This is a genomic window from Antrihabitans cavernicola (assembly GCF_008297975.1).
Lineage (GTDB): Bacteria > Actinomycetota > Actinomycetes > Mycobacteriales > Mycobacteriaceae > Antrihabitans > Antrihabitans cavernicola.
Genome location: NZ_VLNY01000002.1, coordinates 643702 through 668053, shown reverse-complemented (window position 1 = coordinate 668053; position 24352 = coordinate 643702). Strand labels below are relative to the sequence as shown.

The following is a 24352-nucleotide window of genomic DNA, read 5'->3' as shown; positions in this document are numbered from 1 at the left end:
CGTTGCGATCTTCGCAAAATTGCGATGTTTGCGAAGGCAGGCGTCTACCGTTGAGTCGTGCGCAAGATCTACGCAGGAGCTCGACTCCGCCGTCTGCGGGACGAGCGCGGACTCACCCAGGCCGCACTCGCGAAGACCCTGGATCTCTCGCCCAGCTATCTCAATCAACTCGAGCGCGACCAGCGACCCATGACCATAGCCGTGCTGCTCAAACTGAACTCGACATTCGATCTCGACGTCCAATTCTTCGCCGCCGACAAGGATGCCCGCCTGGTCTCGGATCTCCACGAAGCCCTCGTCGATTCCGCCATAGGCTCCAGCGTCCCGATGTCGGAGATCGAAGAGCTCGCCGCCAGGATGCCAGGCGTGGCAAGGACTTTGGTGACCATGCATCGCCGATTGTATGCAGCGACCGATCAGCTCGATCAGTTCTCCGCTCATCTCGCTGGTACCCAGTCACCCGAAGCCGCAATTCCGATGCCGTTCGAGGATGTTCGAGACTTCTTCTACGACAGGCGAAATCACATACCCGACCTCGACCTGGCGGCGGAGCAGCTCTTCGACGAACACAAGCTCACCATCGGATCGCTCGATCGACAACTCGCGCGCCTGATGTCCGAACTGCTCGATGTCACCGTCCTCATCCGCGGCGACGGCGCGGATCGATCGGTACCCAAGCGGCACTACGACCGCGAAAGCCGCACCTTGACCCTCGCTCGCAGACTGCAGCCGGGTCAGCGTGCGTTTCAGATCGCGACCACTCTGGCATTTCTGTTGCACGACAAGAAGATCGACTCGATCGTAGACGTCGCAGGCGATACCTTGATCGGAGAATCGCGCACCTTGGCCCGCATCGGGCTCGCCAACTACTTCGCGGGCGCGCTGATTCTCCCGTACAGCAGATTCCTGCGGTCGGCCGAAGAATTGCACTACGACATCGATCTGCTCAGCCTGCGATTCGAAGTCGGCTTCGAGACCGTCTGCCACCGGCTCAGCACTCTGCAACGGCACGGGCAACGAGGGGTACCGTTCTTCTTCGTTCGTACCGACCGCGCAGGCAACATCTCGAAACGCCAGTCCGCCACTGCATTCCATTTCTCGAGGGTGGGAGGCAGCTGCCCGCTGTGGGTGGTGCACGAGGCGTATTCGAGTCCCGGCAAGATCTTGACGCAGGTCGCGCAGATGCCCGACGGACGCCGCTACCTCTGGATCGCACGGACCACCACAGGCAACAGCGACGGCTACGGCAACGCAGAGAAGACGTTCGCCATCGGATTGGGTTGCGATATCGAGTACGCCGACCGGCTCGTCTACTCGAAGGGCCTGCAACTCGACGACGCAGATGTCGCCGTGCCTATCGGCGCGGGCTGCAAGATGTGCGACCGGCCGTCGTGCGCCCAGCGCGCCTTTCCACAGATCGGTCGGGCGATCCTCACTACCGAACACACCAGCGTGGAGCTACCGTACCCGCACGCGTAGATCCGTCAGCGGATTTCGTTGCGGTCTCGTGCGAGGGTGAAGCCGAAATCGCCTCCCGAGCAGGTGATTCCGGAAACAGTAGAGGTGCAGGTGCTGCCGCGCATCGAGATGGACTGTCCGTATTCGAGGACCCGGCCACCGAGGTTTTCACCGGTTCCGCTGCCACCGACATAGAACGGCTGGTTCACGCAACGGCTCACCGCGGCGCCGCTGATGAGCGAGTTGGAATACACGCTGTTGCCACCGTTGAGGCATGTCACGCCCGTGGTGCTCGGTACCGACACTTTGGCCTGACACCCCGTCCCGATGTTGACGTTGTCGAAGCCCATCCCGCAGGTGACGTTTCCCGTCGGGGACTGGAAGAAGTAGCCGGGGCCGCTGGCGGAATCGCCGTAGAACCCTGCCGGATCGACAGTTTCTGCGATTGCCGCAGTGGTCGAATCGGCAGGCTGCACTGCGTCAGTCGACTCGTACGTGGCACTGACCGGCGCCGCGCCAAGTGGCGCTGTGCTTGCCGGTGCCGTGCTGTCAGCGCCGCAGGCGGTAGTCGCGGCTCCGACCGCGATGGCCGCCACCACGATCAGCGCGCGCGTCAATTTCCGAAACCCACCCATGTCCAGCCCCCTGGTCTGCGTCGTTCTACGTAAAAGGGACATCGGTCCGGCGGGCGTCGGAGTTACGCGGCACCTCGCGGCAGTTATCCACACTTCGCTCCCCCGATCGGGGGCGCGAGGTACGAAAAAGGTCCGCGAAGTCGCCCTACGACTTCAGTAAGTACTCCAAGCGCTCTTCATCGAGCGCAGCATGGGTCATCGCTTTCAGCCCAGGGTGATTGCTGAGATCTGGATCGGCTTCGACGATTGTGCGCGCGAACTCCTGTGCAGCAGAGATGGTTTCGAGGTCGTCAAGCAGGGACAGCAACCGCAGATTGGTATCGCTTCCCGACTGGGCGGCGCCGAGCACGTCGCCCTCGCGCCGTTGACGGAGGTCGAGAATCGCGAGCTCGAATCCGTCGTTGGTTGCCGCGACAGCCTGCAGCCGGGCAAAGGACGGCCCGGCCTGACTCGATTCGCTCATCAGGATGCACAGCCCCTGATGCCCACCGCGCCCGATTCGCCCGCGGAGCTGATGCAACTGGCTGACGCCGAATCGATCGGCATCCACGATCACCATCACCGTGGCATTGGGTACGTCGACACCCACCTCGACGACGGTCGTACACACCAGAACGTCGATGTCGCCTTCGGTGAATGCCTGCATCGTCGCGTCTTTTTCGTCCGATGGCATACGTCCGTGCAACAGGCCGACCCGCACACCGGCCAACGGCCCTGCGCGCAGTTCGTCGAACATGTCGAGCACCGAATGCGTCGTCTGCGCCTTCTCCGGATCTGCGTCGTCCTTTGCACCGTCGCCGATTCGCGAGCACACCACGTACGCCTGACGACCGTTCGACACCTCTTCGCCGATCCGCTGCCACGCCCGATCCACCCAGGCCGGTTTGTCCTTGGCAGGCACCACGTTGCTCACGATCGGCGAACGTCCCCTCGGCAGTTCTCGCAGTGTCGACGTTTCCAGGTCGCCCAGCGTCGTCATGGCGATGGTGCGTGGGATCGGCGTTGCAGTCATCACCAACAGGTGCGGGCTGATGCCCTCTTTTGCCTTGGCGCGTAGCGCATCTCGTTGCTCGACGCCGAAGCGGTGTTGCTCGTCGACCACCACCATGCCCAGCTCGAAGAACTCGACCGCGTCTTGGATCAGCGCGTGTGTGCCGATGACGATGCCTGCCTCCCCGGTCACGACGTCCAAGAGCGCAGCACGCTTGGCACCGGTCGACATCGAGCCGGTCAGCAGCACAATCTTGGTGGCGCGATCGGCTGCGCCCAGCTCGCCCGCGATCCCGAGGGGCCCTAGAAGCGTGCGAAGCGACCGGTAGTGTTGCGCAGCAAGCACTTCCGTCGGTGCCAGCATCGCGCATTGCAGGCCGGCGTCCACCACCTGCAGCATTGCCCGCAACGCGACGATCGTCTTACCCGACCCCACCTCGCCTTGGAGCAGCCTGCTCATCGGATGCGGACGCGACAGGTCGTCGGATATCTCGTCGGCCACTTCTTGCTGTCCCGCCGTCAACTCGAAGGGCAACATTTCCTCGAAGTCCGCGGCGATCCCGTCCACTTTCGGCGGACACGGCGGTGCGGTTCGACCGTGCATCTCGTGGCGGCGCTGGGCCATGACCAGTTGCAGCGCAACGGCTTCGTCGAACCGAAGCCGGTCCTGGGCGCGCTTCACCTCGTCTTTGGTCTCCGGGAAGTGCACCAGCCGTAAGGCTTCGTCCAAGCCGATCAGCTGGTGCTCGCGCCGAACGTCGTCGGGCAGCGGATCGTCCACATGGTCGAGCTGATCGAGCACCTGCCTGATGCAGGATACAAAGTCCCAGCTCTCCACCTTGCTCGTCGCCGGATACACCGGAATGAGGTCGCGCTCGAAAATCGACATGTCGACGCCGCTGCCGGGATCCTGCGAGCTGCGTGCCATCCCTTTCAACGCGCCGGCGCCCTTCACCGTCTCGACGGTGAACATGTCGTCCTCGCCGCGTTGTTCCGGCAGTAACAGGTAGCTCGGATGATTCAGTCCCCAGCTGTCACGCCAGTGCTTGGCGGTTCCGGAGAACATCGCGCGCACACCGACTTTGACGTTGTGCTTGACCTTCTGCCCGTTGAAGAACGTCGCCGATACCTTTTGCTTCTCCGCCGCGATCACGACCCGAAGCAGGGTGCCTTTGCGATTCTTCATCGGCTGCAGGTCGGCCTTGTCCACCACACCGATGATCGTGATGTGCGAACCGTCGGCGGGCATCCCCTCGGTGAGCGGCTGACCCTGCGTCGCATAGCGATTGGGATAGTGCCGGAGCAGGTCTTCGACGGTCTGAATGTCGAATGCCTCGGCCAGCGGCGTGGCCGCCTTGTTACCGAGCAGGTGATCGAGTCGATCTGTCAGAGTTGCCATGGACTCCCCTATTCCACACCGAGCTGCACCAGGTCGCCGAGCTGCCCACCTGGATAGATCATCACGTCTACACCCGGATGGTGTTGCGCGACATGCGATGCCAGATGATCGATCAGCTCCGTCGGGGCGTTGCCACCGACCAGCATGGTCACCAGCTCGCCGCCCGATCCGAGTACGCGATCCAGCAATTGCGTTCCCGCGTACTCCGCATCCTTTTCGATCACCACGACTTCTCTTCCGATCAGTCCCAGCCCATCGCCCGGCTCGCAGGTGCCCACCAACGTCAACGCGCGTTCGTCGGCTATTCGCAGCGATCCCCACCGAGTTGCCGATGCGCACTCCGACATCGCGAAGGCATCGTCGACTGCGATTCGCTGCGGATCGTGCACGGCGATCGCCGCAAGTGCCTGCACCATCGAGGAACTCGGCAGCAGCACCACCTCGTGGTTCGCGTCGCGGGCCGCCACACTGACCGCGACCAGTTCGTGGGCAGACAAGGCTCCGTTGGGCAGCACCAACACTTCGCGATGCGCAACGTTGCGAATGGCCGCCAACAATTGAATCGCGCTGATCGGCTCGTCGCAGCGCAGCACGATGACGCCTTCGCTTTCGAACAATGCTGCGGCGCCATCTCCTTCGGCCACCGCGAGAATTGCGCGATCGGCGATTCCCGAATGAGTAACCTCGACCACCTGGTGGCTCGCCGCGTCGAGGGCAAAGCAGTTGATGCGAACCCGACTCAAGGCGCCCGCCGTCAAACCGGCTTCGACAGCCGCACCTGCGTCAGCGCAATGCACATGCACCGACCACCCGCCGTCGCCGTCCCCGACGATGATCACCGAGTCGCCGATCGCACCGAGCCGCGTCCGCAGTTCGGCGATCCGCTCGTCGTCGCTGTCGGCGACCAGGTACATCACCTCGTACTGCTCGCTGGCCAAGGTGGGCGTCGGACGAACATCGCGACTGGGCTCGCTGCGAGCAAAGGTCCGCTCCGGCTCGCGTCCGGAGATCACACCGACCAGCACGTCGAGCATCACAACGAGACCGAGCCCGCCCGCGTCGACGACGCCCGCATCTCGCAGCACGTCGAGTTGGTCGGTAGTCGCGGCCAGTGCCTCTGCGGCGGCGTCGGCGGCTGCCCGCGCAACCTCGGAAATCGATGCGTCCTCCGCGCACCGGCCTGCGGCGTACGCCGCGCAGTCGAGCACCGTCATGATCGTGCCCTCGACAGGAACGCTGACGGCATTGCGAACCAATCCGGCCGCGAGCTCGAGTGACGCCCGCAAGGTGGCCGCGGTGAACGGGCCGTCGGCGCTGGACACGGCGAGTCCGCGCATCACCTGAGAAAGAATGATTCCCGAGTTGCCCCGCGCCCCCGTCGTCGCGCCGCGCGACATGGCCATCGCGACCTCGTGTGCGCTGGCCGAATCGCCTGTGTTTCTCGTCACCGAGTCCATGGCCGCACGCATGGTGAACAGCAGATTGGTCCCGGTATCGGAATCCGGGATCGGAAAGACGTTGAGGTTGTTGATCTCGTCGCAACGCAATGTCAGACGATCGACGCAGGCCTGGCCCCAGCGCTGCAATGCGTCGCCGTCGACCGCCTCAAGGACCTCGAGCACCGCGCCTAGCCCTCCAAGCCTCCGGTATGCCGACCAACTCCGTCAGGTTAGCGTTTGCCGGGGACAACGATTCGCCGACGACCACCGGTTTGGCGGATCGAAGCCGCTACGGCTACTCTTGCAGGGTTGCCTAGCGCTGGTCACTGTGGTTTATCGGTACCGCGCAGGGCCACCATGACAAGAAGCAAGACACACCCTAACGAAATCAAGGAGTTCGCGACTATGGCTGCCGTCTGCGACGTATGCGCCAAGGGCCCCGGCTTCGGGAAGTCGGTTTCGCATTCGCACCGGCGTACCAACCGTCGCTGGAACCCGAACATTCAGACCGTCCGTGCGCAGGTCGCGCCCGGTAACACCCGTCGCCTCAACGTGTGCACCTCCTGCCTCAAGGCAGGCAAGGTCGTCCGCGGCTGACGCAACACGCTCAACGCCAACTGTGCCCCGGTGCGATTGCACCGGGGCACAGTTGTCTGTGTGCACCCCATCCGCGAACTCGGCGCCAACCATGTGCGAAGCCTCGCCGAATGCCACATCGACTGCTGGCGCGAGTCGTACCGTGGCATGGTCCCCGACCACGTGCTGGCCGCGTTCGACGTGGACAAACGCGCCGAGCAGTGGGAACGGATCAGGCGAAGCGGAACAGCCAAGACGTTCGTTGCACTCGACCACGGCGTGGTAATCGGTTTCAGCAGCTCCGGACCGACTCGCGATCCGGGCGCTCCCGTCGACCGCGAGCTGTACGCACTGTATCTGCGGGGTTCGTTTCACGGCTCCGGGATTGCGACGGCCTTGCTCGACGCCGCGATCGGACCCGACCCCGTGGCGCTGTGGGTTTTCGATGACAATCCGCGCGCCGAGGCGTTCTACCGAAAGTCCGGATTCGACGCCGATGGCGCACGGCGACTCGAACCGTTCAGCGGTGTCATGGAGGTTCGAATGATCCGCCGCCAGGCCCTCGGAACGGCGCCCGATAGGGTGCGAGAATGACCGAATCCCCCACCGCTGTCGAGTACGTTGTGCTCGAAGACGGCGTCCTGTGCATCACGGTTTCCACTGCTGCCAACGGCACTTCGCTCGACTTCGACGGTATCGAGGCCGGAACCGTTGCACTGCGCGAACTCGATCCGAGCGTGGGCGCCGTCCTGTTGGTCGGAACCGGCCCCAACTTCTGCGCGGGCGGCAACGTGCGTGCGTTCGCAGCCGCCGACGACCGTGGTGCTTACGTTCGTGGTGTCGCCGAGCACCTGCACGACTTTCTCCGTCTGCTCGACCGCGCACCCGTCCCCGTTGTGGTCGGCGTGCAGGGCTGGGCAGCGGGCGCGGGCATGAGCCTGGTTTGCGCCGCCGACATCGCCATCGGCGGGCCCGCCACCAAGATGCGTCCGGCGTATCCGGGCATCGGCTTCACCCCCGACGGCGGCATGTCGTGGCGACTGCCTCGCATCGTCGGAGCTGGTCGAGCCGCGGAGATCCTGCTCACCGATGCAGTTCTCGGCGGTGAAGAAGCCGTGCGGCTCGGCATCCTGGCCCGGCTCGTCGGCGACCAGGTTGTCCAGGAAGAGGCGCTGCGCCTTGCCCGCACCCTCGCGTCCGGACCGAACTCGGCTTATGCGGGGATCAAGGCACTGTTGCACGCATCCGAGACCAGCACGCTCTCCGATCAACTGGACCGCGAGACAGCATCCATCTCGGCGGCCGCGAACGGACCCGCGGGTCGAGAAGGCGTCGACGCGTTCATCGAGAAGCGTCGTCCCAACTTCTCGGAGATCGGACGCGACGCGACCTGATTCCACTAGCGCGCGTGCACGCTGAATCCACTAGCGCGCGTGCACGCCGTGCGCGACGACGAAGTCGCACACGGCCTGAGTGAACGCGTCGTTGTCGTCTCCTGCAGCGGTATGAGCAGCTCCGCTCAGTTCGGCAATCTGCGCGTGTGGGACCAACTCCAGGAAGTCCGCTACACCGCGTTCGCTGACGACATCGGACAGCTGGCCCCGCACCAGCAGCACCGGGATCGACAGATTACGCGCCGCGGCTTCCAGCCCTGCGACCACTTGGTTCGGATCGTCCTGAGTACCGTCGAACATCTCCGGATCCCAATGCCAATACCAGCGGCCGTCGCGGTGGCGGAGGTTGCGTCGCAAGCCTTCGGTGCTGCGCGGTTTCGGTCGATGCGGCAGATAGGCGGCCACCGCCGCGCCCGCCTCGTCGAGCGTCGCGAATCCTTCTCGATGCTGGGTGAGGAACCCGATGACCCTGAGAATGCCGGCCTCCTCGGGACGTGGCACCACGTCCACCAGGACGAGCGCGGAAATCTTGTCGGGCCCGACAAGTGTGGACGCGTATAGCCCACTGAGCCCGCCCATGCTCGCACCGACGAGCACCGCGGGTTCGCCGAGCTCGTCCAGCACGGCAACCACATCTCGTGCCATGGCTTCACGCCGGTAGTCGCGTTCCACGGACCATGCACTCTCGCCGTGGCCACGCGCATCCAAAGCGACGACGCGAGCCCCACTCGCGGCGAGACGCGCACCGGTCGACTTCCACGAGTGCCGCGTCTGCCCGCCGCCGTGCAGCAGCAGCACCAACGGACCGTCGGAGTCGCCCCACATATCGCCGACCAGTTCGATGCCACCGAACCCGGTGAAGGTCACCCGTCGCGCTGCGGGGTCGGTCACGGCAGCCGCCAATCCACCGGGTCCGCGCCCAATTCGTCGAGTAGCTCGTTGGCTCGTGAGAACGGCCTGGATCCGAAGAACCCGCGCGACGCCGACAGCGGCGACGGATGCGCGGACTCGATGGTCGGGACATCGCCCAGCATCGGCTTCAACGTCGATGCGTCGCGCCCCCACAGAATCGCAACCATCGGGTCGGGTCGATCGACCAAAGCACGAATTGCCTGCTCCGTCACCGCTTCCCACCCTTTGCCGCGGTGCGACGCGGGAGTCCCCGGTGTCACCGTTAGTACCCTGTTCAGCAGCAGCACGCCCTGCTGCGACCACGGGGTGAGATCACCGGTCGCTGGTGTCGGCAAACCCAGGTCGGTGCCGTACTCGGTGAAAATGTTGGCAAGGCTCCGCGGCACAGGCCGAACATCGGGCGCCACCGAAAAGCTCAGTCCGACAGCGTGTCCGGGCGTCGGATACGGATCCTGCCCGACGATGAGGACACGTACCTCGGCGAACGGTTGGGTGAACGCGCGCAGCACGTTGGCACCCGCGGGCAGATAGCCGCGGCCGGAGGAATTCTCGGCCCGCAAGAAGTCGCCCATGGCGGTGATCTGGGCGGCGACAGGCGCGAGAGCGGATGCCCACCCAGCCTCGACCACCTCGTTCAGCGGTTTGCTCACAGGTCCACCCTGCGCAGCGATTCACGGTAGTACGAGGCGTTCGCCCGATACATGCTGGCGTTGATCTCGGTGTGTCCGAGCGGCACCTCGTAGCCGTCCCGGATCTTGGCAGGCACACCCAGCGCCATTCGCCGCGGTGGCACGTCGAACTTGAACGGGACCACGGCGCCCGCACCGACAATTGCACCGTCACCGACGCGAGATCCGTTGAGTACCACCGAACCTGACGCGATCAGACACTCGTCGCCGACGATCGCACCCTCGACGTGTGCGTTGTGCCCCACCACGCAACGAGCGCCGATCACCGTCGCATCGATCGGGGTGCAATGAATGACCGCACCGTCTTGGATATTGGTGTCCTCACCGATGGTGATGGTCCCGTAGTCACCGCGCAGCACGGCCTGCGGCCACACCGATGCACCCTTGGCGAGGGTGACCGCACCGATGACGACGGCGTCGGGATGGACGTACGCCTCCGGGTGAATATCGGGTTCGCGATCGCCGAGCGCATAGACAGCCATCTCTGCAACCTAGCGGGTATCACACGGTGAAGCTTTGCCAGCCCGAATTGCCGGACCACGCGGCACCGTCGACGGTAACTCCGGCGCCGGCCTCGACCCGTCCGATCGTCGTCCAGCCTTCGGGTAACGCGACGTCTGGAGGGAATGTCGCCGCCAGCGCGTGATCCTCGCCGCCGGTCAAGACCCACTGCCTGGCATCGGCTTCGAGTTCGCGCGCTGCAGCGTCGAGCACGGGGTCCGCGAGCGCAGACAACGCAACATCGATTGCGACACCGGAGGCAGTCGCGATATGGCCGAGGTCCGCAAGCAAGCTGTCCGAGACATCCGACATCGCCGTCGCTCCCCGATCTGCGGCGGTGATCCCTGCCGCGTACGGCGGTCGTGGCGCGCGGTGCGCGTCGATCACGTCCGTGAGATCGCGCCTGCCTGCCCGCAGTGCAGCCCATCCGGCATCCGAGCGGCCCAGCGTGCCAGCGACGGCGACCACATCGCCGGGCCTCGCGCCCGACCGCAGCACCGGCGCCCGATCACCCAGATCGCCCATCGCCGTGATCGAGATGACCAGAATCGGTGCTTGCACCAGATCGCCGCCCACGATCGCACCGTCGGCCCGAGCGGCCTCGTCGGACATGCCTTTGTTGAGGCGATCGACGAAATCGAGCGTGGTGTCGGGTGGGCAGGCGAGCGCGACGACGAATCCCGTGACGCGTGCGCCCATCGCCGCGATGTCGGCCGCGTTCTGGGCGATTGCCTTGTGACCGATATCGTCCGGATCGGACCAGTCGAGCCGAAAATGCCTGTCCTGCACCAACATATCGGTGGTGACCACGACTCGGCCGTCCGGCGCGGCAAGCACAGCGGCGTCGTCGCCGGGGCCGATCGATTCGGCGGGCGATGCTCGACGGTCTCGCGTGATCCGTTCGATCACGCCGAACTCACCCAGTTCTGCGACAGTGCGTGGTGCCGGTCCGTTGTCGATGACATCTCCGTCCTGTGTTGGGCCAACCGGTACGTTGTGTAGCAGCCGGATCGTACCGATCCCCGCACCGATCCATCAGACAAGCACCGATCCATCAGACAAGGACCGATCCGATGACCGACGTGGACGCGCCCGTCGCGAACCCGGATCCCGGTGAGCGCAGACATCCGGCACTGGTTGCAGCGGCGATAGCGTTGCCCGCGGCACTGATCGTCGGGGTGATCGTGGCAGCCGTTCTCGCGGGGCGAGTGCCTGCGACCGAACCGGTCGCGCTCGGACCGGTCCCCGCTCCGGCCGCGGGCGGCCCGCAGTGCACCGCGCTGCTGCCTGCCCTCCCGAACGATCTGGGCCCCTATTCGAATGCCGAGCTCGCGGCGCCTGCGCCGAAGGCGACCAAGGCGTGGCAACAGTCCGGCGGCAACGACCCGATCGTCCTGCGGTGCGGTCTGGACCGACCGCTCGAGTTCAACAAGGCTTCCGCGTTGCAGGTGGTCGACGGCGTGGAATGGTTCGAGGTCGCAGGCAGCGACGGCATGAAATCGAGCACCTACTTCGCCGTCGACCGCGGCACCTACATCGGGCTGACGGTCCCGGACGGCTCCGGCCCCACACCGCTGCAGTCGGTCTCGGATGCCATTACACAGGTGATCCCGCAGCAGCCGATCGATCCCGGTCCACTGCCCAACTAGCCAGCTCGCCGACTATCGCAGACCGGTACCCCTGGCCAGCGCCGTCTCGATCAGGTTCGTCACCAGCTGGGTGTTGTCGATCCCGACCGACTTCCACATCTGCGGATACATCGAGATAGCCGTGAAGCCGGGCAGGGTGTTGATCTCGTTGATCACCGGGCCGTCGGGAGTGACGAAGAAGTCGACGCGGGCAAGACCCTGGCAATCGAGCGCCTCGAACGCGCGAACGGCGAGCTCGCGCAACTCGGCGCTGACAGCGTCGTCCAGGCGAGCCGGAATGTCGAATTCGCAGACATCGTCGAGATATTTGGTGTCGAAGTCGTAGAACGCGGTGTCGTCGGTGGCGGTATCCGGCATCCGAATTTCGGCAACAGCACTCGCTTCCACACGACCGTCCGGGAATTCGAGCACTCCACATTCCACTTCCCGGCCGACGATGCCGGCTTCGATGACCACTTTGGGGTCGTGCCGACGCGCTTCGGCGATCGCTGCGGGCAGTCCGTCCCAATCCGCGACGCGGGAGATGCCGATCGACGATCCACCACGCGCAGGCTTGACGAACACAGGTAGGCCGAGCAAGTCGCGCTGCTCTTCGGTGAGCGTGTCGGTACCTCGCCGTAGCACCACCTGAACCCCGACGGGCAGGCCTTCGGCCGCCAGCAGCTTCTTGGTGAATTCCTTGTCCATCCCAGCCGCACTCGCGAGGACCCCTGCGCCGATGTACGGCAGCCCTGCTATCTCGAGCAGCCCTTGCACGGTCCCGTCTTCGCCGTATGCGCCGTGCAGAACGGGAAAGACGACGTCGACGGACGACAGCACCTCCGCGGTGCCGACCGGAATCAATTCGCCCGGCCTGGACGGGTCGGCGCTCAGCGCCAGCTCGGTTCCACCACCGTCGACAGACGGCAGCGCCCGATCACGAATGGTCAGTGCCGACGGATCCGACGATCCGAGCACCCACGTGCCGTCTCGCGTGATCCCGATCGGGACGGCCTCGTACTTCTCCGGGTCCAGGCTGCGCAGGACGCTACCGGCCGAAACGCAGGAAACCGAGTGCTCGTTGCTACGGCCACCGAACAGCACGGCTACCTTGATCCGATTCGTCACGGCACAAACCGTACCGTCGCGCTCGCCCGCATGGTGACCTGGCGGGTCACTCGGGCTTGATTCGCCTGCCCAGCAGATGGCCGACCGCTTCGCGCACCGACAGGCCCTCGTGGCAGACCCGATGCACCGCATCGGTCAGCGGCATCTCGACGTCGAAGCTTTCGGACAAAGCGCGCACCGACGTGCACGACTTGACGCCCTCGGCAACCTGCCCGTGCGCAGCCTCCTGTGCGGCGGCCATGGTGCCGCCTTCGCCGAGTACGCGACCGAAGGAGCGGTTGCGTGACAGTGGCGAACTGCAGGTCGCCACCAGGTCGCCGACGCCCGCCAGTCCGGCGAGGGTCGCAGGTTTCGCGCCGAGCGCAACACCGAGCCGCGTGGTCTCGGCGAGTCCCCTGGTGATGATGCTTGCGATCGTGTTCTCGCCCATGCCCTGTCCCGACGCCATGCCGCACGCCAACGCGATCACGTTCTTACAGGCGCCACCGATCTCGCACCCGATGACGTCGGAGTTGGTGTACGGCCGGAAGTAGCCAGTGGCACAAGCTTTCTGCACATCGATCGCCCGAGCGGAATCAGGGCAGGCGATGACTGTTCCGGCAGGCTGGCGGGTGGCGATCTCTCGTGCGAGGTTGGGGCCGGACAGCACTGCGATGCGCGATAGGTCGGCGCCGGTGACCTGTGCGATCACCTGACTCATGCGCAGCAGCGTGCCGCTCTCGATGCCTTTGGCCAGGCTGAGCAGCGTCGCGTCTTTGTCGATGGCGGACGTCCACTGCTTCAGGTTTCCGCGCAGGCTCTGCGAGGGAACGGCGAGCACGACTATGCCTGCGCCGTTCAGAGCGGCCGCGTGATCGGTGGTCGCGTCGATGTTGGGCGGCAACGTGATGCCTGGAAGGTAGGCAGTGTTCTCGTGCGTCTCGCTGATCACGGTGGCGACCTCGTCGCGTCGGGCCCAGATCGTGACATCAGTTCCCGCTTCCGCCAGGACCTTTGCGTAGGCCGTGCCCCACGATCCCGCACCGAGTACTGCTGCCTTGACCATGACGTCTACTCCGTTCGCACCGCATTCTGACGATCCGGCGCCAACCCTATCGCCTGCGACGACGTCGGTGGCTCGCGTCGCCGCACATCGGTCCTGGCAGGATTGACCACCATGAGCACAGTCACCAACGGCAGCGATGCATCGATTGCGGTGCACGTGCTGATCGCTGTCAAAAGCCTCGCGAACGCGAAGACGCGCCTTGCGCGGGACTTCGCATCGGCTGAGCGGCAGCAACTCGTTCTGGCCATGTTCCGCGACACCGTGTCAGCGGCGCGCGGCGCCGAGCAGGTTGCGTCGATCACTGTCGTGACACCGGACGATGCGGTCGCGGTCGCGGCCGAGGAACTCGATGCGGGCGTAGTGCCCGAACCCGTCGACACGGTCGGCGCCGGTTCCGGTAACGCACGACTCAATCTGGCGCTCGCCCATGCGGCCGCGCATGTTCGAGCCAACGGCGCCACCGATCTCGTCGCACTGCAAGCCGACCTGCCCGCACTCACCACTGCCGAACTGTCCGACGCGATCGCGGCCACTCCCGCAGGCGCTCGGTCGTTCGTCGCCGACCACCAATTCGTCGGTACCGCTGCATTGTTCGCGCGAAACCACCCCGCGCACAACGGACTGTCGCGCAGCGCCGCGATGCGCTCGCGCACAGTCGATCTGGCCCCGGCCTTCGGCCACGACTCCGCCCGCAAACATTTGGATTCGGGCGCACGAGCACTGATCGGCGAATGGCCAGGGCTTCGACTCGACGTCGATACACCCGACGATCTGGAGCTTGCGTATCGAATCGGCGTCGGTCCGCAGACCCGATCGAACCTCGAGATGTTCGGCTGGACAGCTTCGTTGGAAAACGACAGGTCGTGAGGAAAGTTCATCGGAGAATCGAACGGACCAACTGTCACCCGGTCGCGATGTGAGGGATGATCGTGGACGTGAGCAATACCGAATCGAGCGGAACCAGAACAGACAGTCGCACAAGCACCGTCACCGACGGCAATCGGAGTGAGGGCAAACAGACTCCGCCCGACAACGGTGCTGCCGGACCGGCGATTCCGACGGCTCCCCCGGCCGCAACCAAGCAGGCCGACGCGGCCGCGGCAGGACTGCCCGAGGATCGTTACCTCAACCGCGAACTGAGCTGGCTCGATTTCAACTCCCGTGTACTCGCGCTCGCCGAGGACACGTCGCTGCCGCTGTTGGAGCGCGCTAAGTTCCTCGCTATCTTCGCGTCGAACCTCGACGAGTTCTACATGGTGCGCGTTGCCGGGCTCAAGCGTCGCGACGAGACAGGACTGTCGGTCCGCTCTGCCGACGGACTCTCGCCGCGCGAACAGCTTTCGCTGATCGCGGACCGCACTCAGGAGATCGCCAACAAACAGGCGCGGGTCTTCCTCGGCTCGGTTCTCCCGGAATTGACCGCTCACAACATTGCGATCATCAATTGGAGCGACCTGAACGCCGATGAGCGCCAGCGGTTGTCCGCGTACTTCCACGAGCAGGTGTTTCCGGTACTGACTCCGCTGGCGGTCGATCCGGCACACCCGTTCCCCTACATCAGTGGGCTCAGCCTCAACTTGGCGATCACCGTCAAGGACCATTCCACCAGTGGCGAGCACTTCGCCCGAGTGAAGGTGCCGGACAACGTCGACCGGTTCATCCGCGTCCGCCGCGGCGACACCGCGGCATCCATCGCAGCGTTCCTTCCGATGGAGGAACTCATCGCGGCGCACCTGGACGTGCTGTTCCCTGGCATGGAAATTGTGGAGCACCACATCTTCCGAATCACCCGCAACGCGGACTTCGAGGTCGAGGAAGACAGGGACGAGGATCTACTGCAGGCGCTGGAGCGCGAGCTTGCCCGCCGCCGATTCGGTTCGCCGGTGCGCCTCGAGGTAGCGGACGACATGACCGAGCACATGCTCGATCTGTTGTTGCGCGAACTCGACGTGGACCCGGGAGATGTCATCCAGGTCCCTGGGCTGCTTGATCTTTCGTGCCTGTGGCAGGTGTACGGCGTCGATCGGCCGCAACTCAAGGACGCACCATTCGTGCCCGCGACCCATCCGGCTTTCGGTGAGCGCGAGACACCCAAGAGCGTGTTCGCCACCCTGCGCGAGGGCGACATTCTGGTACACCACCCGTACGACTCGTTCTCGACCAGCGTGCAGCGCTTCATCGAGCAGGCCGCCGCCGATCCGCAGGTGCTTGCGATCAAGCAGACGCTCTACCGCACGTCGGGTGACTCGCCGATCGTCAACGCGCTCATCGACGCTGCCGGTTCGGGAAAGCAGGTCGTCGCACTCGTCGAGATCAAGGCCCGGTTCGACGAGCAGGCGAACATCAAATGGGCGAGGCAACTGGAACAGGCCGGCGTGCATGTCGTGTACGGGCTGGTCGGGCTGAAGACCCACTGCAAGACGTGTCTGGTGGTGCGTCGAGAAGGATCCACAATCCGCCGGTACTGCCATATCGGAACCGGCAATTACAATCCGAAAACCGCACGGCTGTATGAAGATGTGGGGTTGCTCAGCGCCAATCCCGATATCGGATCCGATCTGACCGATCTGTTCAATTCGCTCACCGGGTATTCCCGAAAGACGAACTACCGCAATCTTCTTGTCGCGCCGTACGGCGTCCGCAAAGGAATCATCGAGCGGATCAATGCCGAGATCGAGAACAAACTCGCTGGGCGCACATCCGGTATTCGGCTCAAGGCCAACGCCCTTGTCGACGAGCAAGTAATCGATGCGCTCTATCGAGCATCACAGGCGGGTGTCAGCGTTCAGGTGGTGGTCCGCGGAATATGCGCACTGAAACCTGGGGTCCCCGGTATGAGCGAAAACATCGAAGTCCGTTCGATTCTCGGCCGATTCCTCGAGCATTCGCGCATCCTGCATTTCCGGGGCGCCGACGAATTCTGGATCGGCAGCGCGGACATGATGCACCGCAACCTCGACCGGCGCGTGGAAGTGATGGCGCAGGTGAAGGATCCACGCCTGAGCGGGCAGCTGAACGAGATCTTCGATTCCGCACTCGATCCCACGACCCGTTGCTGGGTGCTCCAATCCGACGGGAGTTGGGTGGCATCCCCTGCTGAGGGTGAACAGGTCAGTGACTACCAGGAGGAGTTCATGCGGCAGCGCCGCGCGCGCAGTTCCTGACAACCGCGATCGATTCCGTCAACCCACTGAAGGGGCCCAGTGAGTTCCGTCGCCTATCGACCAGTCAAAGCAAACATTTTCGCTGCGGGCGCCGTCCTGTGGCGAGCGTCGCCGACCGCACCCGGCGAAGCCGAGGTAGCACTGATTCATCGCCCCCGCTACGACGATTGGTCCTTTCCGAAGGGAAAGATCGAGTCGGGCGAGACCGCCATCATCGCCGCCACCCGCGAGGTCGGCGAAGAAACAGGCATCGGATGCCGTCTGGGCCGCCACATTTCGCGGGTCACGTACGCGGTTCCCGGGCACCGCAAGCTCAAGCGTGTGGACTACTGGGCGGCGGAGGCGGCAGCCGGAAAGTTCGTTCCGAACAACGAAGTGGACGAACTTCGCTGGGTGCCCGCCGACCACGCGGTGGACGAATTGTCGTATCCCGTCGACAGGCAGGTGCTACGCAGCTTTCTGCGTTATCCGGCGGACACCAAGACCGTGTTGATCGTTCGACACGCGAAAGCCGGTCGTAGCGAGCGATATCGGGGCGACGATCGACTGCGACCGCTCGACACTCTCGGCCGTAAGCAAGCTGCTGCGCTGGAGCCGCAACTCGCAGCCTTCGGTGCGACGCACGTTCATTCGGCCGATCGGACCAGGTGCGTCCGCACGGTGCAGCCGTTGGCCGATTCTCTGAAAGTAGACATAAAGCTCGAACCGCTACTGTCCGAAGAGGATTACGCGGCAGACCGCGACGGAGGTCGAGCACGCGCACGTAAGATCGCGTCCAAGAGCGGCGTGCGCGTTATCTGTAGCCAGGGCAAGGTCATTCCCGACCTGGTGCGCTGGTGGGCCGAGCGGGATGGGATCTCGTTACCGCCCGCCCGCAACCGCAAGGCGAGCATGTGGGTGCTGTCGCTGTCGAACGACAAGCTCGTTGCCGCCGACCACGTCGACAGCCCGCTACCGATCATCGGCGGGGTCCCCAACTAGCAGAGCACACACAAAACGACCTCCCAGGCGAACCTGGGAGGTCGTTTTGTGTTGTCGGACTACTTCTTTGCGCGCTTTGCAGCCGTCTTCTTGGCCGGAGCCTTGGCGGCGGTCTTCTTCGCGACTGTCTTCACTGCCTTGGCGGGCGCCTTTGCGGCGGTCTTCTTGGCCGTCGTCTTGACTGCCTTGGCGGGAGCCTTGGTGGCCGCTGTCTTGCGCGCGGTGGTCTTGGCGGGCGCCTTTGCGGCAGTGGTCTTACGTGCCGTGGTCTTGGCGGGCGCCTTCGCGGCGGTGGTCTTGCGTGCCGTGGTCTTGGCCGGAGCCTTTGCAGGCGCCTTGGTGGCGGCGGTCTTGCGAGCCGTCGTCTTGGCCGGAGCCTTCTTCGCTGCAGCCTTGGTCGGGCCGGCAGCAGCACCGCGCTTGACGGCCGGTCCGCTCGCCGAAAGCTTCTGCTTGCCAGCGATTACGGCCTTGAACTGAGCTCCCGGACGGAAAGCGGGGACAGACGTCGGCTTGACCTTGACCGTCTCGCCGGTTCGCGGGTTGCGCGCCACTCGGGCTGCGCGCTTGCGCTGCTCGAAGACACCGAAGCCGGTGATCGTGACGCTCTGGCCCTTCTGCACGGCGCGAACGATGATGTCGACAACGTTCTCGACCGCTTCTGTTGCTGTCCGACGATCAGCACCGAGCTTCTCGGTCAGCACGTCGATGAGCTCCGCCTTGTTCATTGATTTTCCTCCGCAAGCTAATGGGCCCATCGTCGGACCGACTGGTTACACGGTAAACCGGAAAAGGGCAAGAGTCTATGTGCCACGCCAATTCTCAGGATTCGCGGCTTGCATCGGGGGTGCGCTTTCAGGCGGCGAACGTTGCCTTTCGATCCGCGCTTACTCGGACGAAATCTTGGCGGGAAGAGTCGCCGGTTTCCATGACGGCCTTGACTTTTCGAACTCCGAAATGGCGTCTACCTGCCGTAATGTCAGACCGATATCGTCCAGGCCTTCCAAGAGGCGCCACCGTGTGTAGTCGTCAATGTCGAAGCGCAGCACTGTTGTTCCGGCCGTGACGGTCCGTGATTCCAGGTCGACAATTAATTCCAAACCCGGTTGCTCTTCGAGCAATTTCCACAGCAATTCGACATCCGATTGCGCCATCTGGGCCGCCAACAGACCCGCTTTGCCGGCATTGCCGCGGAAGATATCCGCGAACCGCGAGGCGATCACAACCCGAAATCCAAAGTCCGAGAGGGCCCATACGGCATGCTCCCGCGAAGACCCGGTGCCGAAATCCGGGCCCGCGACAAGGACGCTGCCCTTGTCGTACGGATGGTGATTGAGAATGAAGTCGGGATCGGATCGCCATGCGGCGAACAGTCCGTCCTCGAATCCGGTGCGCGTCACCCGTTTTAGGTAGACGGCCGGGATTATCTGGTCGGTGTCGACGTTCGACCGACGCAGCGGGACGCCGATTCCCTTATGCAAGGTAAAGGATTCCATGAGAAGTGCTCCTGTCGTGTGAGTGGTCGTCAGTCGAGATCGGCGGGCGACGAGAGCGTTCCGCGGACCGCGGTCGCGGCGGCGACGAGCGGAGACACCAGGTGCGTCCGGCTCCCTTTGCCTTGGCGTCCTTCGAAATTGCGGTTCGACGTGGATGCCGACCGCTCGCCGGCATCCATCTGGTCCGGGTTCATTCCGAGGCACATCGAGCAACCGGCCTGGCGCCACTGTGCGCCCGCGGCAGTGAAAATCTCGCCGAGGCCTTCCTTCTCGGCCTGCGCGCGCACCCGCATGGAGCCGGGGACCACGAGCATCCGTACGCCCTCGGCGACGTGGCGCCCCTTCAATACGCCTGCCACAGCGCGCAGATCTTCGATGCGCCCGTTGGTGCACGAGCCGACGAACACGGTGTCGACGGCAACCTGGCGCAGCGGGGTACCCGGCGCGAGGTCCATGTAGCGCAAGGCCTTCTCGGCCGAGACTCGGGTTCCCTCGTCGGCGATGTCGGCCGGATCGGGGACCGAGTCCCCCAGCGGCGCACCCTGTCCCGGGTTGGTGCCCCACGTGACGAACGGCGTCAACGTAGACGCGTCGATATGCACTTCGTGGTCGAAGACGGCGTCGTCATCGGTCTTCAAGTCTTCCCACGCGGCCACCGCCGTGTCCCAATCGGCACCCTGCGGGGAATGTGGCTTGCCACGCAAGAATTCGTAGGTCGTCTCGTCGGGAGCGATCAGACCCGCGCGCGCACCCGCCTCGATCGACATGTTGCAGACGGTCATTCGCGCGTCCATCGACAGCTTGCGAATCGCTTCGCCGCGATACTCGAGAACGTAGCCCTGCCCACCGCCGGTACCGATCTTCGCGATCACCGCGAGGATGAGGTCCTTGCTGGAGACGCCGGGCGGCAGTTCGCCGTCCACCGTGATGGCCATCGTCTTGAAGGGCCGCAACGACAACGTCTGAGTTGCGAGGACATGTTCCACCTCGCTGGTGCCGATTCCCATTGCGAGGGCACCGAATGCGCCGTGCGTCGACGTGTGGCTGTCGCCGCACACCACCGTCATGCCCGGCTGCGTCAGCCCGAGCTGCGGGCCGACCACATGGACGATGCCTTGATCGAGGTCGCCCATCGGGTGCAGCCGAACTCCGAACTCGGTGCAGTTCTTCCGGAGAGTTTCGACCTGCGTGCGCGAGACCAGGTCTGCGATCGGCTTGTCGATGTCGATCGTCGGGACGTTGTGGTCTTCGGTCGCGATCGTCAGATCGGGCCGACGCACCGGACGGTTCGCGAGGCGAAGTCCGTCGAACGCCTGCGGGCTGGTGACCTCGTGCACAAGGTGAAGGTCGATGTAGATGATGTCCGGCTGACGCGACTCACCTTCTCCCTCGCCCTTCGCGACAACATGCTCGTCCCAAACCTTCTCCGCCATCGTGCGGGGCGTGCCGACCATTTTCTCCACCTCTTCGGGCTGGGTACATCTTCCGCTACCATCCCACTATGCGAGACGCTAGTATCGTTCTATGAGACAGCATAGCGGCATCGGAGTCCTGGACAAAGCCATGTCCGTGTTGTACGCCGTGGCCGACGAACCGTGCAGTCTCGGAATGCTCTGCACCAAGACCGGTCTGCCGCGAGCGACGGCGCATCGACTGGCCGTCGGCCTCGAAATTCATCGCCTGCTCACCCGCGACGCGGACGGCTCATGGCGCCCTGGTCCTGCGCTGTCCGAGCTCGCCGCCAGCGCCAACGACACCCTCGTCGACGCCGCGGGCAGCATCCTCCCCCGCTTGCGCGAAATCACCGGCGAGAGTGTGCAGCTCTATCGACGAGAAGGCACCGTACGGGTCTGCGTCGCAGCGATGGAGCCGCCGACGGGGCTCCGCGATACCGTCTTGGTGGGCGCGCGGCTGCCCATGACCGCCGGCTCGGGCGCCAAAGTCCTTCTCGCATGGTCGGATACGGCGACCCAACGCAGCGTTCTCGCCGAAGCCGCATTCAGCGAGCGCGTCTTACTCGAAGTTCGCCGACGCGGCTGGGCGCAGAGCGTCGGCGAACGGGAGCAAGGCGTTGCGAGCGTTGCTGCACCGGTACGGGACGCAGGCGGGAACGTGGTGGCGGCTGTGTCCGTCTCGGGTCCGATCGATCGAATGGGGCGACGCCCCGGCGCTCGCTGGGCAGCCGATCTGCTGGCAGCCGCCGATGCGTTGCACAAACGGCTGTAAGTTCACAGAATGGGCCTGAACCAGCGAACGCAGATCGCAATGACCGACGACGAGGTGGCAGCCTTCCTCGAGCGGAGCCGTGTCCTCACGATGGGAACCATCGGACCGACTGGAACGCCTCACCTCACCGCGATGTGGTTCGGACTCATCGACGGCGAAATCTGGTTCGAGACGAAAGCCAAGTCGCAGAAGGCAACCAACCTGCGCCGCGACGATCGAATCACGTGCATGGTGGAAGACGGCCTCACCTACGACGCGCTGCGCGGAGTCGCCATCGAAGGACGAGCGGAGATCATCGACGATCACGATCAGTTGTTTGCCGTCGCGCGCAGTGTGTGGGAGCGCTATACCGGGCCCTACACGGACGATTTGGCTCCAGCCATCGAGGCGCTCATGAACAAGCGGGTAGCCGTGCGCGTTCGACCGGAACGCATACGGTCGTGGGATCACCGCAAACTCGGCCTTCCGGAGATGCCGATCGGCGGCAGCACGGCCCAATTTCTCTGACCTGAAATTCACGTGACTGGGTGGTCCGCTCGGGCTACCTTCGAATGTATTCACTGCTCGCGACGGAAGGCATCACAATGACCGGATCCGACAATGACGATGTGAAGAAGCAATTCCGCGAGGCGCTGGAAAAGAAGAAGCAGAAGAATCAGCCGACCGGCGACCACAAGGACGGCCAGTCCAAGGTGCACGGCGTGCACAGCTCCGCCGATCACAAGCGAGATTTCCGCCGCAAGAGCATCTAAAGCGCTGCAACCGGAAGGCCCTTCGAACCATTGGTTCGAAGGGCCTTTCGTTTTGTCCGATTGCGTACTACGCTCCGTAGTAGTCGGCTCGTTGTCGGACGTCAGGGGACACAATGAACTCGCAATACACAAGGGAACTCAGCGACGAGACGGCGTTGCGTTGGGCCACTTCGGTGTTCGTGGTGGCGTTGATTGTCCACGGCGCCGACCACATGCGACGGGGAATGGACGTCATCTCGATGACTGTGATGGTCGCCGGAACACTGCAGTCAATTCTGGCGCTCGTCACCGCGTGGCTGGTGTTCACGCGAAATCGGTGGGCGCCGAACGCGGCGATTGTCGTCGGCTTCGCCAGCGCACTCGGCTTTTTCGTGGTGCATCTGCTCCCAGATTGGTTCGGTCCGTTCAGCGACAGCTTCATCAATGCGCCTCCCGGAGCTGGCGTCACCGGATTCTCTTGGTTCGCGGCAATTTTCGAGATTGCCGCCGACTTGGCGATCGGCATCGCCGGTGTGCGACAGCTACGACTTACGGATCGTCGTCAGCTGATTTGATGGCCCGGTCGAGTAGTTCTTCCGGGTGGTGGCAGTGGTTGATTCTCGGTTTTTGTTCTGGATCAATGTGTTTCGGTGCAATCCACAGAGTTCGGCCAGGGTATTGGTGATCATCCCCGGCTTTGACGGTCTTCCAGCCGGTGGCCGTTTTGGTGATGAGGGCGTGGCAGCCGTCGCAGGCAAAGGTTTCGTTCTCGATATCTGTTTTTCCATCGTCGGCCCATTCTTCGGGGTGATGGACTGCGCAGAGGGTCGGCGGTTTGTCGCTGCCGGGTTTGGTACACCCTTTGTCGAACGGGATCAGGACCAGCCGTTGCTCGCCGCTGGCAAGGCGGCTCGATCTTCCTAGATGCAAGGGGCGGCCGGCGTGGTCGAAGATCGCCAACCACGGTCGCGTCTTTTCCGCCATCTTCAACGCGTCGGAGACGGGAATGCGACCGCCGGTGGCGGTCGTGGCGACCCCGGCGGCTTCTTCGAGCTGATCCAAGCTCATGGTGATGATCGCTGTGACGGGGAGTCCGCGGTGGGTGCCGGATTCGCCGGACTCGAGGGCTATTTCGCAGATCCGTTTGAGCGCATCATGGTTGCGTTGCGCTGCGGTTCTGACGTCTTTCGTGGCAGCGTCGGCGGGATCGGCCGGGTTCGGATCGTCGGGGTTGTTCATTCCCGGCCTGGCGTGCTTGGCCAACAACGCATCCAGCAGGGCCCGCAAGGTGGGGTCGATGCACCCGGACACCGGCGACATCAAATCCGCGCCTTGCGGTCCGATCCGAAACGCACGTCGTCGTGCTCGGTCGCGGTCGTCGGTCAACTTCCCATCCGGATCCAGATACGTCAGCAGCCGTTCACCGGCTTTCTGCACGTCTTCCGGGGTGCCGTCCGTCGCGCACTGGGCCAGTATTTTCTCGGCTTCGTCGCGGGTGGTTCGGGGTAGTGCGGCCGGAACATCGTGCATCACGGCGGCGATCTTGCGGGCATGCTCCGCACCGATATCACCTGCTTGCTGCGCGGTGGAGGTGGCGGGCAGATCGACCGGAATCGGGTGTCCGCCGACGTCGTGCCAAGTGCCCAGCTTCTTCGCCGCGGTCACCCGTGCGGTCGCATCCGACCGCGACAACCGAAGAACATCTTGGAGGTACGACGCGGTCGAGGTGCAGCCTGCATGTCGTGGCATCGATCGTTCGGTGGCGTGCACGATCAGCTGGGTCGAGACAGCGGCCAGCTTGCGATTCACGCGTTCGACGATCCGCATCGCCTCGGCGATCTCGTCATCGCAGAGTGGTGTGAAGTCGTCGTCGAGCACCGCGGACACCGCAGCAGCGAGTGCCGCGACAGGTCCTTCGGTGATCGAATGCATGTCGAAATTCTAGCTACACCCACCGCCA

Annotated in this window: 25 protein-coding genes; 12 read left to right on the top strand and 13 right to left on the bottom strand. The window is 64.2% G+C overall.

From position 1 onward, the window contains the following. The first annotated feature begins 57 nt into the window (after positions 1-57). Positions 58-1479: a short-chain fatty acyl-CoA regulator family protein gene (locus FOY51_RS06880; protein ID WP_149429411.1), complete on the top strand. Its 1422-nt coding sequence runs from the start codon at positions 58-60 to the stop codon at positions 1477-1479. Positions 1480-1484: 5 nt separating this feature from the next. Here FOY51_RS06880 and FOY51_RS06875 read toward each other — a convergent pair whose 3' ends face one another. The 3 genes from FOY51_RS06875 to FOY51_RS06865 form a co-directional block, all read right to left on the bottom strand. After that, positions 1485-2093 carry a hypothetical protein gene (locus FOY51_RS06875; RefSeq protein ID WP_149429410.1) on the bottom strand — a complete coding sequence of 203 codons (609 nt, stop codon included), beginning with the start codon at positions 2091-2093 and terminating at the stop codon, positions 1485-1487. Between the two features lie 145 nt (positions 2094-2238). Continuing rightward, a complete protein-coding gene (recG, locus tag FOY51_RS06870) occupies positions 2239-4482 on the bottom strand; it encodes an ATP-dependent DNA helicase RecG (protein ID WP_149429409.1) in 2244 nt (747 codons plus the stop codon). An 8-nt stretch (positions 4483-4490) separates the two neighbouring features. Further along, a complete protein-coding gene (locus FOY51_RS06865; RefSeq protein WP_149429408.1) occupies positions 4491-6104 on the bottom strand; it encodes a DAK2 domain-containing protein in 1614 nt (537 codons plus the stop codon). Positions 6105-6326: 222 nt separating this feature from the next. Between FOY51_RS06865 and rpmB the strand changes: the two genes are divergently transcribed. From rpmB to FOY51_RS06850, 3 genes are read left to right on the top strand one after another with little or no spacing between them, the layout of a single operon-like run. Next, positions 6327-6518, top strand: coding sequence for a 50S ribosomal protein L28 (gene rpmB / locus FOY51_RS06860; RefSeq protein WP_068100597.1), 192 nt, complete (start codon positions 6327-6329; stop codon positions 6516-6518). 60 nt (positions 6519-6578) lie between these two features. Further along, positions 6579-7091 (top strand): GNAT family N-acetyltransferase, encoded by a 513-nt coding sequence (locus FOY51_RS06855; protein WP_235916161.1) that lies wholly within the window; start codon positions 6579-6581, stop codon positions 7089-7091. Continuing rightward, complete coding sequence (locus tag FOY51_RS06850; RefSeq protein ID WP_149429407.1) at positions 7088-7891, top strand: enoyl-CoA hydratase-related protein; 804 nt, start codon at positions 7088-7090, stop codon at positions 7889-7891. Before FOY51_RS06855 ends, FOY51_RS06850 begins: the two co-directional genes overlap by 4 nt. A 30-nt stretch (positions 7892-7921) precedes the next feature. Here FOY51_RS06850 and FOY51_RS06845 read toward each other — a convergent pair whose 3' ends face one another. From FOY51_RS06845 to FOY51_RS06830, 4 genes are read right to left on the bottom strand one after another with little or no spacing between them, the layout of a single operon-like run. Next, positions 7922-8782, bottom strand: coding sequence for an alpha/beta fold hydrolase (locus FOY51_RS06845; protein ID WP_371830412.1), 861 nt, complete (start codon positions 8780-8782; stop codon positions 7922-7924). Further along, on the bottom strand, positions 8779-9453 hold the full coding sequence (locus tag FOY51_RS06840) for a uracil-DNA glycosylase (RefSeq protein ID WP_149429406.1): 675 nt from the start codon (positions 9451-9453) through the stop codon (positions 8779-8781). Before FOY51_RS06840 ends, FOY51_RS06845 begins: the two co-directional genes overlap by 4 nt. Then, the gene (locus FOY51_RS06835; RefSeq protein ID WP_149429405.1) at positions 9450-9974 is read right to left on the bottom strand and encodes a gamma carbonic anhydrase family protein; all 525 of its coding nucleotides are present in this window, start codon (positions 9972-9974) and stop codon (positions 9450-9452) included. The genes FOY51_RS06840 and FOY51_RS06835 overlap by 4 nt, the downstream gene beginning before the upstream one ends. A 19-nt stretch (positions 9975-9993) precedes the next feature. Beyond that, positions 9994-10953 (bottom strand): thiamine-phosphate kinase, encoded by a 960-nt coding sequence (locus FOY51_RS06830; RefSeq protein WP_149429404.1) that lies wholly within the window; start codon positions 10951-10953, stop codon positions 9994-9996. A gap of 113 nt (positions 10954-11066) precedes the next feature. Between FOY51_RS06830 and FOY51_RS06825 the strand changes: the two genes are divergently transcribed. Then, on the top strand, positions 11067-11642 hold the full coding sequence (locus FOY51_RS06825; RefSeq protein ID WP_149429403.1) for a DUF3515 domain-containing protein: 576 nt from the start codon (positions 11067-11069) through the stop codon (positions 11640-11642). Between the two features lie 12 nt (positions 11643-11654). Here the strand turns inward: FOY51_RS06825 and FOY51_RS06820 are convergent, their stop codons facing one another. After that, entirely contained in the window at positions 11655-12749 is a 1095-nt protein-coding gene (locus tag FOY51_RS06820) for a D-alanine--D-alanine ligase family protein (protein ID WP_235916159.1), read from the bottom strand. A 46-nt stretch (positions 12750-12795) separates the two neighbouring features. Beyond that, on the bottom strand, positions 12796-13794 hold the full coding sequence (locus tag FOY51_RS06815; RefSeq protein WP_149429401.1) for an NAD(P)H-dependent glycerol-3-phosphate dehydrogenase: 999 nt from the start codon (positions 13792-13794) through the stop codon (positions 12796-12798). Between the two features lie 111 nt (positions 13795-13905). Here FOY51_RS06815 and cofC point away from each other — a divergent pair, with 111 nt between their 5' ends. The 3 genes from cofC to FOY51_RS06800 all read left to right on the top strand — a co-directional run bounded on the left by cofC (position 13906) and on the right by FOY51_RS06800 (position 17939). Continuing rightward, a complete protein-coding gene (gene cofC, locus FOY51_RS06810; protein WP_187776205.1) occupies positions 13906-14661 on the top strand; it encodes a 2-phospho-L-lactate guanylyltransferase in 756 nt (251 codons plus the stop codon). A 68-nt stretch (positions 14662-14729) separates the two neighbouring features. Continuing rightward, entirely contained in the window at positions 14730-16958 is a 2229-nt protein-coding gene (locus FOY51_RS06805) for an RNA degradosome polyphosphate kinase (protein ID WP_371830411.1), read from the top strand. A gap of 39 nt (positions 16959-16997) precedes the next feature. Continuing rightward, positions 16998-17939: an NUDIX hydrolase gene (locus FOY51_RS06800; protein ID WP_149429399.1), complete on the top strand. Its 942-nt coding sequence runs from the start codon at positions 16998-17000 to the stop codon at positions 17937-17939. Positions 17940-17998: 59 nt separating this feature from the next. Here FOY51_RS06800 and FOY51_RS06795 read toward each other — a convergent pair whose 3' ends face one another. The 3 genes from FOY51_RS06795 to leuC all read right to left on the bottom strand — a co-directional run bounded on the left by FOY51_RS06795 (position 17999) and on the right by leuC (position 20889). Next, on the bottom strand, positions 17999-18667 hold the full coding sequence (locus tag FOY51_RS06795) for an HU family DNA-binding protein (RefSeq protein WP_149429398.1): 669 nt from the start codon (positions 18665-18667) through the stop codon (positions 17999-18001). A 159-nt stretch (positions 18668-18826) separates the two neighbouring features. Next, entirely contained in the window at positions 18827-19435 is a 609-nt protein-coding gene (gene leuD / locus FOY51_RS06790) for a 3-isopropylmalate dehydratase small subunit (protein ID WP_149429397.1), read from the bottom strand. A 29-nt stretch (positions 19436-19464) separates the two neighbouring features. Continuing rightward, the gene (leuC, locus tag FOY51_RS06785; protein WP_149429396.1) at positions 19465-20889 is read right to left on the bottom strand and encodes a 3-isopropylmalate dehydratase large subunit; all 1425 of its coding nucleotides are present in this window, start codon (positions 20887-20889) and stop codon (positions 19465-19467) included. A 70-nt stretch (positions 20890-20959) separates the two neighbouring features. On the opposite strand from leuC, the gene FOY51_RS06780 reads away from it, so the two are divergent. From FOY51_RS06780 to FOY51_RS06770, 4 genes are all read left to right on the top strand, one after another. Continuing rightward, positions 20960-21661, top strand: coding sequence for an IclR family transcriptional regulator (locus tag FOY51_RS06780; RefSeq protein WP_149429395.1), 702 nt, complete (start codon positions 20960-20962; stop codon positions 21659-21661). Positions 21662-21670: 9 nt separating this feature from the next. Then, entirely contained in the window at positions 21671-22168 is a 498-nt protein-coding gene (locus FOY51_RS06775) for a pyridoxamine 5'-phosphate oxidase family protein (protein WP_149429394.1), read from the top strand. A 77-nt stretch (positions 22169-22245) separates the two neighbouring features. Beyond that, positions 22246-22413, top strand: coding sequence for a DUF5302 domain-containing protein (locus tag FOY51_RS27135; RefSeq protein WP_187776204.1), 168 nt, complete (start codon positions 22246-22248; stop codon positions 22411-22413). A 113-nt stretch (positions 22414-22526) separates the two neighbouring features. Then, positions 22527-22967 carry a hypothetical protein gene (locus FOY51_RS06770; RefSeq protein ID WP_235916158.1) on the top strand — a complete coding sequence of 147 codons (441 nt, stop codon included), beginning with the start codon at positions 22527-22529 and terminating at the stop codon, positions 22965-22967. On the opposite strand, the gene FOY51_RS06765 is transcribed toward FOY51_RS06770, so the two are convergent. Further along, positions 22942-24324 (bottom strand): HNH endonuclease signature motif containing protein, encoded by a 1383-nt coding sequence (locus FOY51_RS06765; RefSeq protein ID WP_149429393.1) that lies wholly within the window; start codon positions 24322-24324, stop codon positions 22942-22944. The genes FOY51_RS06770 and FOY51_RS06765 overlap by 26 nt on opposite strands. Positions 24325-24352: the final 28 nt, after the last annotated feature.

Bases quoted from the DNA above. Each gene is read 5' to 3' on its own strand.
- leuC (WP_149429396.1), bottom strand. From the start codon at position 20,889: ATGGTCGGCACGCCCCGCACGATGGCGGAGAAGGTTTGGGACGAGCAT.
- FOY51_RS06795 (WP_149429398.1), bottom strand. From the start codon at position 18,667: ATGAACAAGGCGGAGCTCATCGACGTGCTGACCGAGAAGCTCGGTGCT.
- FOY51_RS06835 (WP_149429405.1), bottom strand. From the start codon at position 9,974: ATGGCTGTCTATGCGCTCGGCGATCGCGAACCCGATATTCACCCGGAG.
- FOY51_RS06770 (WP_235916158.1), top strand. From the start codon at position 22,527: ATGAACTCGCAATACACAAGGGAACTCAGCGACGAGACGGCGTTGCGT.
- FOY51_RS06775 (WP_149429394.1), top strand. From the start codon at position 21,671: ATGGGCCTGAACCAGCGAACGCAGATCGCAATGACCGACGACGAGGTG.
- FOY51_RS06815 (WP_149429401.1), bottom strand. From the start codon at position 13,794: ATGGTCAAGGCAGCAGTACTCGGTGCGGGATCGTGGGGCACGGCCTAC.
- FOY51_RS06850 (WP_149429407.1), top strand. From the start codon at position 7,088: ATGACCGAATCCCCCACCGCTGTCGAGTACGTTGTGCTCGAAGACGGC.
- rpmB (WP_068100597.1), top strand. From the start codon at position 6,327: ATGGCTGCCGTCTGCGACGTATGCGCCAAGGGCCCCGGCTTCGGGAAG.
- FOY51_RS06780 (WP_149429395.1), top strand. From the start codon at position 20,960: ATGAGACAGCATAGCGGCATCGGAGTCCTGGACAAAGCCATGTCCGTG.
- cofC (WP_187776205.1), top strand. From the start codon at position 13,906: ATGAGCACAGTCACCAACGGCAGCGATGCATCGATTGCGGTGCACGTG.
- FOY51_RS27135 (WP_187776204.1), top strand. From the start codon at position 22,246: ATGACCGGATCCGACAATGACGATGTGAAGAAGCAATTCCGCGAGGCG.
- FOY51_RS06765 (WP_149429393.1), bottom strand. From the start codon at position 24,324: ATGCATTCGATCACCGAAGGACCTGTCGCGGCACTCGCTGCTGCGGTG.
- FOY51_RS06825 (WP_149429403.1), top strand. From the start codon at position 11,067: ATGACCGACGTGGACGCGCCCGTCGCGAACCCGGATCCCGGTGAGCGC.
- leuD (WP_149429397.1), bottom strand. From the start codon at position 19,435: ATGGAATCCTTTACCTTGCATAAGGGAATCGGCGTCCCGCTGCGTCGG.
- recG (WP_149429409.1), bottom strand. From the start codon at position 4,482: ATGGCAACTCTGACAGATCGACTCGATCACCTGCTCGGTAACAAGGCG.
- FOY51_RS06875 (WP_149429410.1), bottom strand. From the start codon at position 2,093: ATGGGTGGGTTTCGGAAATTGACGCGCGCGCTGATCGTGGTGGCGGCC.